Consider the following 15,312-nt stretch of genomic DNA (forward strand, 5'->3'; position numbering starts at 1 on the left):
CACCGCACATCGGGCTAGGTTGAAGACGACGGGCCGAGGTCGACTCGCGCCACGGCATAAGCACCAAGCGAGATGAATTGGTCTTCCAGCGGTGTTGCGGAACTTTTCATGAAATTCGGATCGGTTGCCGCCCGCTCGAACTGGTCGGCGCCAAGAAGGGCAATACGGGCGCTGCTCGGCGCATCCGAAAGCTGCACGGAGTGCGTTTTGGCGGTGAGGTTTGCGATCCACAGGGTCGCGCGCCCATCCCTTTCAGCTGCGATCGCAGCGATGCTGTCAGCTCCGGAAATTTCTACGGACAGCAGAGTGCCTCCGCCGAGCTCCGACAGACCTGCCAACACATGGAAAGCGGGATAGACCGTTCGGCCATCCTGCTGATCATACCATGGCTGCACGAAATCGGCCGTCCTGTAGAGGTGCCCAAACGGGCCGGTGAAGTCGCCGAACGCAACGGCCTCCATTCCCTCGCGCGCGCAGGCCGCGAAATAGCCGAGCGTCCAGGCCGCATTGAACAGGCCGCGCTGGCGCGGGTCGATGCGGCTCAGACAGACGCGGGCGTTCGCTTCATTCGGCGCGGTGGAGCTTCCGTAGGGGTTCTCGCGGCAGCCGAGCTGACTGGGACCTATGCGTAGCGGCACTCGGTCGCCCATGAAAGCATGCGCAGAGCGGATCTGATGAGGGATAGCCTGAAGCGTTTCCATCACCGAGACATCATCTGGCGCGTGCACGCTTGGACAGGTGGTGAAAGTCACGTAATCGAGCGCTTCTGCTGGCGGACGCTTACGGTTGAGTTCGGTGAAGTAAGTCGCCATGCCGCCGCCCAGCGCGATCCCCGGAAAAGCCCGGCGAGCGGCGGCGTAGCTTTCGTGGAAGCTGGGCATGGCAGGCCACGGTGCTCCCGGCTGTACCGATTTCATGTCCTGTGCCGGGAAGACCGTGACGGCTTCCAGATCGAGGCCGATCCCATGAACGGCATCGGCGACCGGCTGCAATTCGCCGAAGGGATCGAGCTTACCCTTGGTAATGATCTCGAGCACGACGCCAGCGCCGGTCAACCGTGCCAGCGCGGCGTAGCTTTCGAGTTCATCCACGCCGTGGCCAAACCGGAGATCGACCTGGCAGACCATCCAGCGCGGAGCCAGACGTCGAATGAGTTCAGCTGCCTTCAACGCATGCTTCGCCTCATCGGCAGCGACGCCGACGCCAATTCGGGGTACTCGGCCGACGGCTGCGCCGATCGTTAGGCTGGTCGTAGGATTGCCCTGTTCTGGCCCCCCGGCAGGAAGCGTCCCCGACACATGGAGCCGGATGGACTGCGTGAATTTTTGGCCTTTGGGCAGGCTGTAGGGCCATGGGCGACGCAGAGGGCGCACGTAGGTCTTATAAGAGGCGTCGGACCAATTGCGTTGATCCTCCATCTCAAAGGCATCGCCTTCCATGGTGCAGGTGGCCCAGGTTCCAGGCGCGATCTCATGCGACAACGCGCGGATGTCGGTGAACGGACATTTGGGATCGATGTCGCCGGGAAACAGCGATAGCTCCTCGCCGCCATCCTCCCGCAGCACCTTCACCGGCATGCCGGCCAGGGTCTCGATCGGATGCAGCACGATGAAGCCGGTCCGGTTGGTCAAAAAGGCAGTCTCTGGCTCTGCCTGAGCGATAAACGACAGCGCGCCATCACTCCTGCCCGAAATCCGTGCCTGGTAGGTCAGGCGACCGGACGCAGCGCCGCATGTTGCACGGTATGCGACGCTGAACGCATCCGGTCTTTCGTCGATCTGGAGATCATCGAGAACGGGCGAATAAGTTCCCCAGTTTTCGTCCCGTACGAGGTACGAGATCCCGCGCAGAACTTCGATCCCGCCAATGCGGATATAGCGCAACGCCCCATTGTCGAACTCGACCGACAAGGCCCCCGTGCGCAGTGTTCGCACCGGCGACTCAAGCTGCTCGGTTCCACACAGGCGGATTGCTCGAGATGCTGCCGAGGTCAAATTGCCCGCTCCGTCGTGGCGTCGAAAATCGAGGCCCGGTTCATGTTGATGTCGATCGGCAGCCTCTCGCCGGGACGGCTGACGTCGTGCGCCCGCAGTTCCGCCATCACCGGCGCGCCGGCAAGGCGAAAGGTCGCATAACTGCGCGAGCCAGTAGGCTGCAGCAGGTCGATGGTTGCATCATAGCGAAACGTGCCATGCGCGGGCGTAGCAGTGAGCGCCCGCGTCAGATGTTCGGGGCGCAGCCCGAGCAGCACCGACTGCCCGTCCGTGGCGCCCTTCAGCGTCCGCCCCGCTACGATCGGCAGCAGACTGTCGGCCAGTTGGATGGCGGCGACGCCGCCGTCCAACTTCAGCGTGCCCGGCAGGAAGCTCATGCGTGGCGAACCCAGAAAGCCAGCGACGAAGGTCGAGGCGGGCCGCTCGAACAAGTCCAGTGGCGCGCCCTGCTGCTCGATCAACCCGTCGCGCATCAGCACGATGCGATCAGCCAGCGTCATCGCCTCGATCTGGTCATGCGTGACGTAGATCATCGTCGTGGCGATCTCCTGGTGGAGACGCTTGATCTCGCCGCGCATTTCGTCGCGAAGCTGGGCATCGAGATTGGACAGCGGCTCGTCGAACAGAAAGATGCGCGGGTTGCGGACTATGGCGCGGCCGATGGCGACGCGCTGGCGCTGCCCGCCGGACAATTGACGCGGAAACCGCCCGAGCAAGGACGTGATCCCGAGCATGCGGGCTGCCTCGGCAACGCGCGCCGCGACCTCTGGCCTCGGCATCTTGCGGGCCTTGAGACCGAAGCCGATGTTCTTGGCCACGCTCATATGCGGATAGAGCGCATAGTCCTGAAACACCATCGCCACGTCGCGGTCGCGCGGCCGGAAATCATTGACCACCTCGCCGCCGATCTCGATCGTGCCTTGTGAACTCTCCTCCAGTCCTGCGATGGTCCTCAAGAGGGTGCTCTTGCCGCACCCGGACGGGCCGACCAGAACGGTGAACTCGCCGTCGCGAATGTGGAGGTCAATGCCGCGCACCGCATGGAAGGCGCCGTAGCGCTTGTGCAAGCCGGTGATCCTGACTTCGGCCATGCCGCCCCTTTCTATCCGCGAACGGCGCCGAGCGTGAGCCCGCGCACGAGATGTCGTTGAGCAAGGACCCCCAGGGCGATCGATGGCACGAGGGAGACTATGGCAAGGGCCGCCGCTTCGCCATATTGCGCGCCCTGGAAGCCGATGAAGGCGCGGAACACCGTTGGCAGCGTAAACGCGGTTCGACTGGTCAAAATCAGCGCGAAGAAGAACTCTGTCCAGCAGGCGATGAAGGCGAAGACCGCCGCCGCGACGATGCCTGGCGCGGCGAGCGGAACGGCAACGCGCCAGAACGCCTCCCAGCGCGTGCAGCCATCGACCAGGGCCGCCTCTTCCATCGACTTCGGCATGCCGCGGAAATAGGCGAACATCATCCACACCGACACCGGCAGCGTGAAGACCGTGTAGGCTATGATCAGCCCGATATGGGTGTCGTATAGCCCGACGCCGCGGTAGATCAGGAATACCGGCAGGACGATGCCGATCGGTGGCAGGAAGCGCTGCGACAGCACCCAGAAGGACAGGTGGTGGCCGCCCGTGTTGTAGCGCGCCAGGCTGTAGGCCATCAGCGTGCCGAGCAACGCCGAAAGCACCGTGGCCGACAGCGAAATGATCAGGCTGTTGATGAGCCCGTCGAGGCCGCGATAGGCGAACAGCGCAGCTTGGTAGTGGACAAGCGTCGGCGCGGCCGGGAACCAGACAGGCGGTACGGTCAGGTAATCATCGCTTGGCTTGATCGAGGTGTTGAACATCCAGTAGAGAGGCCACAGCACGAACACCAGGAAGAAGCCGAGCAGCAGAATGCGGCCGACCGGCACCGACCGGCGTTTCCTGCGGCGGGCGGGTGCGACGGCGGCCATCAGACCGGCTCGACCTTCAAGAGCCGCCGCACCAGCAGCGTCACCACGAGCGCGGTGAAAACCAGGAACAGCCAGCTTCCGGCTGTCGCCTGCGACAGATGAAACTGAGTGAAGCCGACCGTGTAGAGATAGTAGGAGGCGGTGTAGGTTTGCGTGCCCGGGCCGCCGCCGGTCATGATGAAAATGGTATCGAACATGCGAATGGCGTCGAGCAGACGGAAGGTCAGCGCCAACAGCATCATCGGCCCGAGATGCGGCAGCGTGATCGCCCAGAAGGCCTGCCAGGCATTGACGCCGTCGAGTTCCGCCGCCTCGTAGAGGTTCGGGGGGATGGCGGTCAGCCCGGCGAGCAGGACGACAAACATGAAGGGTGTCCACTGCCAGACATCGGCGATGATCAGCGAGACGTAGAGCCATGGCCGCTCGGTCATCCAGCCGATCGTCACCTCCTGCCCCAACAGTTGCGTCAGGATGTAATTGGTCGGCCCGAAAGGCCGCTGGAGCAGCAGCGTCCATGCCTGGCCGACGATGACCGGGCTGATGAATAGCGGCACGATCAGGATCGACATGATCACGCCGCGGCCCGGAAAGCTGCGCACCATGGTGAGTGCCACGAGAAGGCCGAGCACGAACTCGATGGCGACGCTGATGCCCGACAGGCATGCCGTCAGCAACAGCGACCAGCGTGCCACGGGATCAAACACGACCCGCTCGAAGTTCTTCAATCCGACAAAGGCGTGGCCCGGCACCTGGAAGTCGTAGTTGATGAAGGAAACGACCAGCGAGAACAGGAGCGGATAAATCGACAGCGCCAGTATCAAGAGCACCGCGGGCGCGACCAGAAGCCATTTGAAGTGGCGGTCCGCCCATTGCGCGAAGACCGACAGCCGTGGCGGGGCGCCGGCGGCTTTCATGCGACTGATCGTGGCGGTCTGCGGCATCGGCTGTATTCCAAAAATCGCTAGCGGTTGCGGCGAGGTGTTGCGAGCCAAGCGCCCGCAACACCAGTTTTGCGCAGAAAAACCCGGCGTCCCCTCAGGCGGGGCTCAGAGGGTAACCGCCATGCCAAGCTTTTCCACCGTGTTGTCCGCGGTGGCGCCCGGCAGCTTCAGGAACTCGGTGTAGAAGGCCTTCTGCGACTCCACGCCAAGCCGGTCGGTGGTCTCGTTCCACTCCGTTGCCGCCGTCTCCAGCGATGCCTTCGGGTCCGCACCGGCCCACACCGCCGTGCACATCCGGTCGATGCTCAAGAAATAGTCCTGTGCGCCTGGCATGATCGGGTCGAGCAGGCCGACATTGGCCGAGTTGTTGAGGTTGGCCAGGTACTCCTTGGCGCTCGGGAACAGTGCGCCATAGAGCTCCGATTTGAAGTGCGAGATGCGGTATGGGTCGCGCAGCGCGTAGGGCAGCATGCAGCGCGCCAGCGAGATGGGCGGCGAGCAGGCCCACTGCATGAACAGATACGCTGCCTCCGGGTTGGGCGAATCCGCCGACAGCGCCTTGTTGTAGCCGGTGGCATGTTCGGGATTGCCCGGGACGACGGCATAGCCAACCTTGCCAGCGATCTGCGACTGGGGAATGAAGTTGATCGCCGTGGCGGATTGCGAATAATTCGCCGCCATACGGCCGGTGGGAGGCCAGGAATAGATCATCGCAACCTTCCCGGTCAGGAATGCCGCCCAAAGAGAGACGGCGTCGAGTTCGTTGTTGCCGGGGATCGATGCCTTGTTGGCCGCGAGCATATTCGTCAGCGTCTTGACGCCTGCATCCGAAACCAGGCCGGCCTTCATATCGTCGCCGAACAGTTTGCCGCCATTGGCGCGATATTGCTGCAGAAAGTCGAACTGATTGCCCGGGCTGCCCGCCTTGCGGAAGTGGCCGGCGCCATAGACCTTCGGCGCCATCTGGTCGGTAATGAATTGCGCGATCTGGGCGTATTCCTCCCAGGTCTTCGGCGGTGCAAGCTTGGTGTTGAACTTGGCCTGGTAGGCCTCCATCATCTTCGCATCCTCGAAGATGTCCTTGCGGTAATAGAGAGCGAACATGTCGCCATCGTCGAAGAAGCCCCAGATCTTGCCCTTGTAGGTCGGCAGGGCCTTGTAAAGAGGATGATAATCGGCGAGGTCGGCCGGGTTCATGTATTTGGCGATGTAGTCGTCCAGCGGTGCGATGACGCCGCCATCGGCGAGCGAAGGGGTCCAGGCCGGCGAGATGTCGAGGACATCATAGGCGCCCGAGCCGGCAATGTGCTCGGCGACCGCCTTGGAATACTGGTCGGGGTTCGACAGTTCGACCACATTCGACTTCATGCCCGTAAGCTGCTCCCACATCGGTCCGCTGAAATTGCGCGGGTCGAGCGCCTGCAGGCCGACCTCGTAGGTCATGTTGATCGTGACGCCCGCATGCGCCTTGGCCGCCTCGACCGCGCGGAAGGCCGAACCGTCCGCCGGTCCTTCCTTTGATGCTTTCAGGGCCGCGGCCTGCGCCTGGCCAAGCGGCGAAGTGGGATCGGCGAGCTCGAGCTTCTGCTGTGCCAGCGCCCAATCGGTCATCATCGCCAGGATGGGTGCGGACGCCGCCAACATGCCGGTCATCTGGCCGAAGCGGGTTATGAAAGTCCGGCGCGTGGTTTCGCCGCGCATGAAGGCGTCGACCTCTGCTTCGAGACCTGCCTGAAAGTCACGTTTTTCATGATCGTTCATAGTGCTTGGTCCTCCCGTTTTCCATTTGCGTCACTCGTCCGCGGGCGCGGCGGCCGAGCATTCCTCCCGTAAAGCCGCCGCGAAGGGGCCGCGGCGGCGCGCCAAATTCTCGTACTTCTAAGTCCCGAAGCGGGCGGCGAAACCGGCCAGCCTCTTCTTCCACAGCGCACTCGAAAGCACCTGGCGGTTGACCACACCGCGCGGCTCGCGGCCGTGCTGGACGTCGATCACCGCCTTGACGTCGGCGGCACCGTTGCCGGCAAAGCACTGGTCGGTCCAGCAAAGCGCATGCGGTGACAGGATGACGTTGTCGAGTTTGAGGATCGCATCGTCGACATCGGGCGGCTCCTGCTCCAGCACATCGAGACCGGCGCCGGCGATGCGGCGCTCCCGCAGGGCTTCCGTCAGCGCCTTCTGGTCGACGATCGGACCGCGCGCGGTGTTGATCAGATAAGCCGTCGGCTTCATCAGCGCGAGCCGGTCGGCATTGACGAGGTGGTGGGTCTCAGGCGTCAGCGGGCAACTCACCGACACCACATCGGCGCGGCGAAACAGATCCTCCAGCCCCACCAGTTCGACGCCCAGTTCGGCCGCTATCTGCTTGTCGGCAAACGGGTCATGGGCGATGAACCTCATATCGAACGGCTTTGCCATGCGAAAGACCTCGGCGCCGATGTTGCCGATGCCAAGCGACCCCAGCGTACGCCCGACGAGGCCGACGCCCATATGGTCCGAGCGCTGCTGGAAGCCATGAGGTCCCTTGCGGGTGAGCGCGTCCTTTGTCAGCAGCTTGCCGGTCAGTGCCAGCAACAAGGTGATGACGGAAACGGCGACGGGCCGTCGCACGCCATCGGGCGTGATGACCAGGGCGATCCCGGCGGCGGTGCAGGCCTCGACGTCGACGGTATCGTAGCCAACGCCGAAGCGGGCGACGACGGCCAGCCGACCGCTTTTGGGGACACTCGTGGCATCGAAGCGATGGGTGAGGAGGATCAGCGCATCGACGTCCTCGAGCTGGTCAGCGCGAAGCGGGCTATTCGATTCCAGGAATGCCATCTCGACGCCCGCTGCCTTGCGCAGCGGCTCGAGGTCGAAGTCGGGATAGGTCAGCGAGCCGTCCGGCTTGCGGAAATCACCGGAAAGCGCCACCTTGAACGTTTTGTCGCCCATCGTCTCCTCCGTTCTTACCGGCAGCCGTCCCGGATCTTGGACACCGCGTCGGCCATCGCGTCGTGAAGGACCCAGACGTCGCCCGAATAACAAATAAAATCAAAGCCTTGCGCATAGAAATCGTGTCCCTGCTGGACGGTGGGCACGAGGCGTCCGAGCGATTTGTTATGCTTCTTGGCAGCGGCGACGATCTTGGCCATCGCAGCGGTGAAGGTGGGGTGGGCGAAGTCGCCGGGAATGCCGAGCGAGACCGACAGATCGAAATGTCCGACCCAAAGACAATCGACCCCGGCCAGTCCCGCAATGCCGTCGATGTTCTTGACGCCGTCGGCGGTTTCGATCAGGCAGATGAACACCGAGCGCTGGTTGGCCGCTTCGAATTTGTCCGCGACCGAGCCAGGACGGTAACGGTCATGCGCGATCTGCAGCGCCACGCCACGGGCGCCAGCGGGATGATATTTCATGGAATTGATGATGTGCTGCGCCTGGTCGACGGTGCTCACCATCGGCGCGATCAGGCCTTCGGCGCCCATATCCATGGCGCGAGCGAGGAAGTGGTAGTCCTGCGAAGGCACACGCACCATGACCGGCAGATCGGCCGCCTCGAAATAGCGGATCGCGCTCTTCACAGTTTCCAAGCTGAAGCCCGAATGCTCCATGTCGAAGAAGACGAAGTCGCAGCCGGCGGACTTCAAAATGTGACCGATACCCGGCGTCGCGAACTCGGCGACCAGCGTCCCGAGCTTGACCCGCCGGTGAGACGCTAGCGCCTTGAGACCTGGCTCCGACATGCACTTGCCTCCCGTTCGCCCCAAAGGGGCGCATTGCGCCTATGCCTTGTTCAAGGCGATGCCTCGAGAACCAGGTCGCAGACCGTCACCAGCTTGGTGTCGACGAGCGGCGCGCTCTGCGTATTGAATTCGTCGAAATGAGCCGTCCGGCAGTGGTCCTCGAATGAGGCCTGGCTGTCGTAAATCTCGTAGAGCAGGACACGGTCGGGCTCGCCGCGCGCCTCCGTCACATCGAAACGACGGCAGCCGGCTTCGCTGCGCACCGACGCGGCCGCATTGGCGTCCACGAGTTCTCGGAACCTCTCCCGGGCACCCGGCTTGAGGCGGAAATCGACCCAGACGACGAAGCCGGTCATCACCTGCCTCCCGCAATTTCCAGATAGCGCTTGGACACATATTCCAGATGCCTGCGCATGGCCGCTTCGGACGCGTCGGGATCGCGCGCTGCGATAGCTTCGAAGATTTCCCGGTGGGCCTCGTAGGCCTTGCGGTCCTCACCCTTGGCCAGGGTCGTGCGCCGCTGTTCGAGCAGCCATTCGGCCAGCGCTGCGTGGATGGCCGTGAAGATTCGATTGCGGGTGATCACCGCCAGCACGTAGTGGAAGTCGACATCCGTGCGCTCGAAGCGCGTCAGGTCGCCGATCGACTGCCGGTTGATTTCGAGCGCCTCCTTGAGGCTTGCAATGTCCTCCGGGGTGGCATTGACAGCGGCGTTGCGGGCAAGCCCGACCTCGAAAAACAAACGCGCGCTCTGAAAGTCGTGCACCCCGCCCGGTGCCGATATCATATGCCGCGCCGGCCCCGAGAGGGAATCGATCACGAATTGGGGAGTGGGTCGAGTGACGCGGGCGCGCTCGCCGGATTTCACCTCGACAAGGCCCATCTTGCTCAGATGCATTAGAGCCTCGCGGATTGAGGGGCGCCCTACCCCGAACTGGCGCATGAGCTCCCGTTCCGACGGGAGCCGGTCGGCTTCGACCAGCTCTCCCTTGCGGATCATCCGCTCGAGGTGCGCTGCAACGTCGTCCGAAAGCTTCCGCTGCTTGATCAGAACTCCGATCATGTGGCATACCTGTTATACCAGTCCGATACGCTATTGCCCCAGAGCCCCTTTTGTCAACGCGGCTTCTATCAACAAACACTGGTCTTGAGTGCAAACCAGTGTGAGCGAGGCAACGCACGGTACCAACATCGGCATTTCGCGCTCCGATACCCTTCATGTCGAGCGAGATAGGGGGCCGTCAGAAGTCTATCCCTTCCACAAAAGTCCTTTGGGTCGGCAGGATGGTGCCAGCCGTGGCGCTACGTCAAAGGGATGTCCAAGAAATGGTCTGGCACCTCCCGTTTTCGCGAAGTCCACAGCCTGTCCGCGGCTTGCATAAAATCTTACCATTCACCTTCAGGCATCGTTCGGCGTGATTTGGTAGCGTGCCGTGACAACAATCAGGAAGCGAAGGTAAGGTCTCAACAAGGGAAAGAATGACTCAGTCCCCGTCAACGATCGCAATGTCCTTGATCGCCCCAGGGATGTTTCTTGTGTTTTCCTTGGTTTTTTGCTGCGCGTGGCTGGTCGAACGAAAACGGCACTACCTGCTGCTTCTTGCCCTCTCTTGCACACTGTTCTGCACGGGCGCTTCGGTGCAGATCTTTCATCTTCCGGACTCGGCGTATCCCAACGCGGTTATATCAAGCCTGTTTTACACATCGGCCGTCATTGCGGGCACCGAAGGGATCCTCGGGCGATCGCAAAAACAACTCGGGCTGCGCGTCGAGCTAGCGACGCTGCTGGTCATCACGGGCCTGATCTGGTTTTTCTGCTACGTCACGCCGCATTTGCTTGCGCGCATTTATGTCCAGAATTTCGGATATGGCGCGATCCTGCTGATCGCATCGCTTCGGCTCGTTCCCGGACGACGGACAAGGCCGGTGGACCGTGCCCTTTTCTGGATCATGTTCGTCTTTGCGGTTCAGTTCTTTCCCAGGACCGCGCTCACGGCCGGGCCGAACGCTTTGTTCTCGGCGCGCGACTTTGGCCAATCGCCGTTCTGGCAGGCGCTGCAGGTGTCATTGGCCGTGCTTGGCGCCGCGCTCGCTTTCGCGATCCTGGCGGCTGCGCTATCCGATCTACTGGATGATCTTCGTCGCGAGCGTGACAACGATCCGCTCACGGGTGTGCTCAATCGGCGAGGATTCGAGGAGCGATCTGGCGTTTTGGTCACTCGAGCCGGCGGAGCCTCCGTTTCTCTCGTCCTTTGTGACCTCGATCACTTCAAGTCGATCAACGACACCTATGGTCATCCCGCCGGCGACGACGTCCTTCGACGGGTAGGTGCGATTTTAGTCAGCGAGATCCAATCATCCGACATCGCCGGGCGGATTGGTGGAGAGGAGTTCGCTATTTTGATGCCTGACACGCCGGAGGAAGACGCCGCCGCCGTCGCGGAGCGGATTCGAAAACGGATAGAACGCCAGAGCTTTGATCGAATCCCCCCTTCGCGTCGCGTTTCTGCAAGTTTCGGGGTGGTGGAGCGTCGATCCGCGGAGAGTCTCCATGACGTGATGGTGAGAGCCGATCAACTGCTTTACAAATCCAAATCTGACGGTCGGAACCGGCTGTCACGAGCGGTGGAGGAAGAGAGGCCGCCGGCCAGTATTTCGTCGCCAAAGCTCGCCGCCGTTCACCTACTTCCACGAATGGCTCCCCGCGTCCCCCTGCGTTGAGCCCGTCCCGATTTTACAATTCCATTAGTTTCAGGGCGCGCTGAGTTCGGCGCCCTGTGTCGTACATCGGCGGCATCAATCCTACCAACCCGACAAACCCGAGCGATATTGGCGAGCAGGCGTCGTCGCTCAGATGGAAAGCCAGGTCGCGCGGTTGATGAAGCGCCGCGCGGACGTGCTCGCCAGTCCCGGCAGCTACGACAGCGACCTCCATCAACTCTGCCTGCTCATTGCGCGCCGGTAAACGCGCAAAGCCCGTCGGCTCTGGCCGGCGGGCTAGCAATGGCTGACGGCTAGCACCAGCGGGCAGAGCGTCAGGAAGCATGAGTCCTATTCCGAAGCCATCTCGCAGTGCGGTGATCAGTGCGATGTGCGTCGACACGCGGCATCCTGCGAGCCACGAAAACCGCGAAGACAGTGGCGGACACGAAAACCCAAGCGTTGTCCTCGGCCGGGGTTCAGGCAATCTGGCAGATCCTGAAAGTTAGCTTTCGAAGCCGTCGAAGTTGTGCTGCGCCACGATTTCTCCATGGCGGAAGGCAAAGCAGATTGTGCAGTGGGCGACCTTCTGATCGCCGCCCTTGACCTCGCCGTTACCGACACCAAGGACCCCGGTTTATCTAACTTGCAGGACGACGAGGTTCAGCTGCGCCGTCACGTTGTCGATCCGTCGTTTTGGCTAGCGAAAAATCTGCGGCAAGTTCGGCCACGCCGTGCCTGCCGCCCTTCGGCTTCAGCGCATTCGGCTATTCAGTCTGGATTGTTTGCGTCGTCACCGCCGGCCGCAACAGCATCGCCGCGCTCGATCGTCCCAAAGGAAAACAAGCGCGGCGCGGACGTTGCCGGACACGCAGTAAGGGTCGTCTTCAAATCATGATCCCCTCTGCTTCGACGGCCCCGCCTTGGCCAGTCAAGCAGGGCGGGGTCAAAACGCTCATCTGGCATTCCCCGCATCCGGCCCGTCCCTGCTGGACTGCGAGTAGCTCATCGAGGTGTAGCGATCGATTTCCGAGCGAGCTATGCCGAGATCCTTCAGCAGGTAGTCAGGCATCTCAATGCAGCGCGGCGCGTTCGCTGCAAACCTTCATCGCGTGATATGCCAAGCGCAGAATGCGGCTGACTAAGGCGGGCACGTTGAACTTCGCGCGGCCTCTCTTGTAGTTCGTATGATCCATCGTTGTCATTGTCGTCTCCATCTACGCGACGCAACATTCGCGCCGTCGATCGCAAGATTGTTAAGGATAGATCGGGGGAACGAGCGTTGGAGCCTCCGTCGAAATTCCCGTGGAATTCGACGGTTCCAACATTCGAAGCGTTCCCTGATGACCCTTCCCGGTGTCGACATGACAGTCACGCTGGCGATGTAGCCCGCGACCAAGGACGTGTCGCGGTTCGGCGATCCGCAGAAGCTCGTGGGCTCTCTCGGTTTTGAACCCAAGCGCCCCAAAGTCCGGACCTGCTCCGGCCTGATGCCAAGCAGGGCGGCGGTCACGTGCGTGGCAACAGCGTCGAGGCGCTCTGAGTGGCAACACGCCCGCCTGGGCCACCCCGTGCACCTTCCTGCGGGTGCGGGCCGGCCTTGGCAAGCACGTCGCCGCCGTCGCGACCGCGCGCAAGCGCCTGCTGACTAAGGGAGCTACGCGTGGGCAAGGCCGTCCCTGCGCGACGTTCAGCTCAAGGCAGAGGGCAGAGGCTGTGGGCGGTCAAAACGGGGTCGCGCACGCTTACACAACAACAGCCACAGGGAATAGGAACGCCGCTGGGTGAAGCAGGCTGAGGGCGGCCTATCGCCGGTCGCCGGTGGCATACGCGAGGCCGCAAACGAGGCGCGACGCTAGCGGCTGCGCGGCAGAGCTCTCACCCTCGAACCCAGCTCTTTGCCACGCGGTGGTCCGTGCGCGACTTAACAGATTGCCGCAAGCGACGGGCCCGCTAATAAACCGCATCCTCTTTGGCAAAGGGCTACGATAACTCAAAGCACGATCTCAGCGCGATTTTCCATGGGTATTATATTCCCTGTTTGCTTTGTAATCGATCGTGAAGGTTCCCCTGTCAATCTCGACCCCCTTATTCACATTGAAGAGAGTGACAGTTGTTGTCAGACCCTTCTCATCGGTAAGGCTCCATTTGCGCAAATCGAGCGACTTGTTATCAAAAGTCAAAGTAATGGTTGATTTTCCAAACGCTGACCTGTCGCCGAGCTTGATCGTGACAAAGCCGTCCTGTTCCCGGATACTCTTGAGTCGACTTCCAGAAAAATCGACCTTGTTGTCGAGTAACACCTTGAGGGGCGTTTTTGATAGCGAATAAAGCCGCGATGTTTTAAGCCTTTTGTTAAACACAACCAACGATTTGCCGTCGGATATTACGCTTACGCCCGACTGGTCCGCGTAGTTGAACCGGACTTTACCCGGGCGCTGGAGAAAAAACCTGCCACGGGTCTTCTCCCCCTTGGGACCTGATTGAACAAAGTCTCCGGACATTGATTTTATCGATGAGAAGTGATCGGCAATGGTCTGCGCTTCGACCGGAGCGGCAATGAGTGCGAGCGTAGATCCAACATCGATCGCGACAGCGCCGACAAGGATGAACCAAAGGCACATCAGTTTCGCTTTAAAGTGCATATCGATTGTCCGAGTCGATTGAGGGCGCGTGACCTGCAAGAGACCACGCGCCCGAATATCAATAGCCGTCCGGGCAGCGTGCAACGTAAACGCGGCCGTGACGATCGCGGTACCTGCATTGGCCGGCCTCGCTAGCGTGTCCGATTACAGCACCTGCAATTGCTCCCACGGCACCGCCGACGACCGCGCCTTGCACCGGGTCGCCGGCCACCGCAGCGCCGATCGCTGCTCCACCCAACCCTCCAACAGCAGCGCCTTGTTCTGTGCGGGAGCATGCTCCGAGCGGGATGAGCAGGCTCAAAATGAGCAATGTCTTTCTCATGATTCTCTCCTTCCTTTAATTAGCCAGTCAATAAATTCGCCACGAGATTTTCGATCCGACGACACCTGTTCCTTCTTCTTCCTTATTCGGAAGGTACTCGTGACCGTCGCGCAGACGGCTATGGCCGACGAAGCGCGGGACAACAGAACGCTTCGTCGGCACCCTGATCCGTGCGAAGGTCTTATCTGAGGAAGACGACGAGCGCCTGGCTCAGCGTTTGATCAGTCGACCCACAGCGATCAAAATACACGCGCCAATAAAGCCAGCGACCAGATAGCCGAGCCAACCGCTCAACGATATGCCGAGAATCCCGAGGATGGCGTTGGCGACAATGGCGCCGACGATCCCCAATACGATGTTCATCAGCACGCCCATGTTGCTTTTCATGATCATCTCGGCGAGCCATCCGGCGATGCCACCGATGATGATTGCCGCGATCCACCCGACACCAGGATTCTGCATAGTTTCCCCTTTCCTCGAACCACAATTGGTCCGGCGGGGGAACGTTCATTAGTCAACAAAGTTCCCGGCATCAGATGCTCCCGCAACACAAAAAAGGCGCGCTTGATTCAAGCTCCTGATGGAACGGTTGCCTGTAAGGCGGTGAGCGGGTTTCTGCCGTCTTCGCCGCGACCGAAGTAATCGCTGGCTGCTGCCAACACGGCCAGCAACGCGGCACCATTCCCTGCGAAGCCGAAGGCCTCTGCCGCCGCGAGTTTTGCACCGCGCAAATGGTCACTGACAAACTTGTCGGCAGCGCCCCGAATTTCTCCCGCAGCCTTGCCGAACAGCGCGCGTTCTTTTGCTGTTGGCTCGAATGCCTACCCGATGACATGGCCTAGCAACAATCCTGCGGCGGAGCCGGCGACTGCCTTTGCGCGATCCATGTTTGTTACGGCCCCGCGGAGGCGATTGATAGCGCAATGGCGCTGCGTCGACATGCTTACCGCGTGCCACCTCTGAGAGTCAGCATACGCAGCATCGGCAATCCCCGCACCGCCGTCCAGTTTTGAGGGTAGGATGAACTACTGGATCTA

Annotated in this window: 15 protein-coding genes; 2 read left to right on the forward strand and 13 right to left on the reverse strand. The window is 61.5% G+C overall.

Translation table 11 applies throughout. From position 1 onward, the window contains the following. Positions 1-14 precede the first annotated feature (14 nt). From AC56QQ_RS35565 to nanR, 9 genes are all read right to left on the reverse strand, one after another. Complete coding sequence (locus AC56QQ_RS35565; RefSeq protein WP_489863781.1) at positions 15-1,994, reverse strand: D-apionate lactonase family protein; 1,980 nt, start codon at positions 1,992-1,994, stop codon at positions 15-17. Beyond that, positions 1,991-3,085 (reverse strand): ABC transporter ATP-binding protein, encoded by a 1,095-nt coding sequence (locus AC56QQ_RS35570; protein WP_497129402.1) that lies wholly within the window; start codon positions 3,083-3,085, stop codon positions 1,991-1,993. Before AC56QQ_RS35570 ends, AC56QQ_RS35565 begins: the two co-directional genes overlap by 4 nt. An 11-nt stretch (positions 3,086-3,096) precedes the next feature. Beyond that, on the reverse strand, positions 3,097-3,945 hold the full coding sequence (locus AC56QQ_RS35575; protein ID WP_497101071.1) for a carbohydrate ABC transporter permease: 849 nt from the start codon (positions 3,943-3,945) through the stop codon (positions 3,097-3,099). Beyond that, entirely contained in the window at positions 3,945-4,886 is a 942-nt protein-coding gene (locus AC56QQ_RS35580) for a carbohydrate ABC transporter permease (protein ID WP_497129404.1), read from the reverse strand. The genes AC56QQ_RS35575 and AC56QQ_RS35580 overlap by 1 nt, the downstream gene beginning before the upstream one ends. Before the next feature lie 105 nt (positions 4,887-4,991). Continuing rightward, on the reverse strand, positions 4,992-6,647 hold the full coding sequence (locus tag AC56QQ_RS35585; protein ID WP_497129407.1) for an extracellular solute-binding protein: 1,656 nt from the start codon (positions 6,645-6,647) through the stop codon (positions 4,992-4,994). Between the two features lie 117 nt (positions 6,648-6,764). After that, entirely contained in the window at positions 6,765-7,817 is a 1,053-nt protein-coding gene (locus tag AC56QQ_RS35590; protein WP_489863777.1) for an NAD(P)-dependent oxidoreductase, read from the reverse strand. A gap of 14 nt (positions 7,818-7,831) precedes the next feature. Next, on the reverse strand, positions 7,832-8,608 hold the full coding sequence (locus AC56QQ_RS35595; RefSeq protein WP_489863776.1) for an HpcH/HpaI aldolase family protein: 777 nt from the start codon (positions 8,606-8,608) through the stop codon (positions 7,832-7,834). A gap of 50 nt (positions 8,609-8,658) precedes the next feature. Next, positions 8,659-8,964: a putative quinol monooxygenase gene (locus AC56QQ_RS35600; RefSeq protein ID WP_489863775.1), complete on the reverse strand. Its 306-nt coding sequence runs from the start codon at positions 8,962-8,964 to the stop codon at positions 8,659-8,661. Beyond that, positions 8,964-9,671 (reverse strand): transcriptional regulator NanR, encoded by a 708-nt coding sequence (gene nanR, locus AC56QQ_RS35605; RefSeq protein ID WP_489863774.1) that lies wholly within the window; start codon positions 9,669-9,671, stop codon positions 8,964-8,966. Before nanR ends, AC56QQ_RS35600 begins: the two co-directional genes overlap by 1 nt. 443 nt (positions 9,672-10,114) lie before the next feature. On the opposite strand from nanR, the gene AC56QQ_RS35610 reads away from it, so the two are divergent. Then, on the forward strand, positions 10,115-11,329 hold the full coding sequence (locus tag AC56QQ_RS35610) for a GGDEF domain-containing protein (RefSeq protein WP_497129409.1): 1,215 nt from the start codon (positions 10,115-10,117) through the stop codon (positions 11,327-11,329). Between the two features lie 529 nt (positions 11,330-11,858). After that, positions 11,859-12,206 (forward strand): hypothetical protein, encoded by a 348-nt coding sequence (locus AC56QQ_RS35615; RefSeq protein ID WP_497129411.1) that lies wholly within the window; start codon positions 11,859-11,861, stop codon positions 12,204-12,206. Between the two features lie 175 nt (positions 12,207-12,381). Here the strand turns inward: AC56QQ_RS35615 and AC56QQ_RS35620 are convergent, their stop codons facing one another. The 4 genes from AC56QQ_RS35620 to AC56QQ_RS35635 all read right to left on the reverse strand — a co-directional run bounded on the left by AC56QQ_RS35620 (position 12,382) and on the right by AC56QQ_RS35635 (position 14,737). After that, positions 12,382-12,513, reverse strand: a complete 132-nt coding sequence (locus AC56QQ_RS35620) for a hypothetical protein (RefSeq protein WP_497129413.1) — start codon at positions 12,511-12,513, stop codon at positions 12,382-12,384. Between the two features lie 801 nt (positions 12,514-13,314). Further along, positions 13,315-13,953: a LolA family protein gene (locus AC56QQ_RS35625; RefSeq protein ID WP_497129415.1), complete on the reverse strand. Its 639-nt coding sequence runs from the start codon at positions 13,951-13,953 to the stop codon at positions 13,315-13,317. A 58-nt stretch (positions 13,954-14,011) separates the two neighbouring features. Further along, positions 14,012-14,275: a YMGG-like glycine zipper-containing protein gene (locus tag AC56QQ_RS35630; protein WP_497129417.1), complete on the reverse strand. Its 264-nt coding sequence runs from the start codon at positions 14,273-14,275 to the stop codon at positions 14,012-14,014. Between the two features lie 210 nt (positions 14,276-14,485). Continuing rightward, complete coding sequence (locus tag AC56QQ_RS35635) at positions 14,486-14,737, reverse strand: GlsB/YeaQ/YmgE family stress response membrane protein (RefSeq protein WP_489863769.1); 252 nt, start codon at positions 14,735-14,737, stop codon at positions 14,486-14,488. Positions 14,738-15,312 lie beyond the last annotated feature (575 nt).

It is taken from the genome of Mesorhizobium sp. RCAM 05099 (assembly GCF_059683685.1).

What these genes read in the sequence shown, in the direction of transcription:
- AC56QQ_RS35570 (WP_497129402.1), bottom strand. Translation starts at nt 3,085, where the DNA reads ATGGCCGAAGTCAGGATCACCGGCTTGCACAAGCGCTACGGCGCCTTC.
- AC56QQ_RS35575 (WP_497101071.1), bottom strand. Translation starts at nt 3,945, where the DNA reads ATGGCCGCCGTCGCACCCGCCCGCCGCAGGAAACGCCGGTCGGTGCCG.
- AC56QQ_RS35580 (WP_497129404.1), bottom strand. Translation starts at nt 4,886, where the DNA reads ATGCCGCAGACCGCCACGATCAGTCGCATGAAAGCCGCCGGCGCCCCG.
- AC56QQ_RS35585 (WP_497129407.1), bottom strand. Translation starts at nt 6,647, where the DNA reads ATGAACGATCATGAAAAACGTGACTTTCAGGCAGGTCTCGAAGCAGAG.
- AC56QQ_RS35590 (WP_489863777.1), bottom strand. Translation starts at nt 7,817, where the DNA reads ATGGGCGACAAAACGTTCAAGGTGGCGCTTTCCGGTGATTTCCGCAAG.
- AC56QQ_RS35595 (WP_489863776.1), bottom strand. Translation starts at nt 8,608, where the DNA reads ATGTCGGAGCCAGGTCTCAAGGCGCTAGCGTCTCACCGGCGGGTCAAG.
- AC56QQ_RS35600 (WP_489863775.1), bottom strand. Translation starts at nt 8,964, where the DNA reads ATGACCGGCTTCGTCGTCTGGGTCGATTTCCGCCTCAAGCCGGGTGCC.
- nanR (WP_489863774.1), bottom strand. Translation starts at nt 9,671, where the DNA reads ATGATCGGAGTTCTGATCAAGCAGCGGAAGCTTTCGGACGACGTTGCA.
- AC56QQ_RS35610 (WP_497129409.1), top strand. Translation starts at nt 10,115, where the DNA reads ATGTCCTTGATCGCCCCAGGGATGTTTCTTGTGTTTTCCTTGGTTTTT.
- AC56QQ_RS35615 (WP_497129411.1), top strand. Translation starts at nt 11,859, where the DNA reads ATGGCGGAAGGCAAAGCAGATTGTGCAGTGGGCGACCTTCTGATCGCC.
- AC56QQ_RS35620 (WP_497129413.1), bottom strand. Translation starts at nt 12,513, where the DNA reads ATGACAACGATGGATCATACGAACTACAAGAGAGGCCGCGCGAAGTTC.
- AC56QQ_RS35625 (WP_497129415.1), bottom strand. Translation starts at nt 13,953, where the DNA reads ATGCACTTTAAAGCGAAACTGATGTGCCTTTGGTTCATCCTTGTCGGC.
- AC56QQ_RS35630 (WP_497129417.1), bottom strand. Translation starts at nt 14,275, where the DNA reads ATGAGAAAGACATTGCTCATTTTGAGCCTGCTCATCCCGCTCGGAGCA.
- AC56QQ_RS35635 (WP_489863769.1), bottom strand. Translation starts at nt 14,737, where the DNA reads ATGCAGAATCCTGGTGTCGGGTGGATCGCGGCAATCATCATCGGTGGC.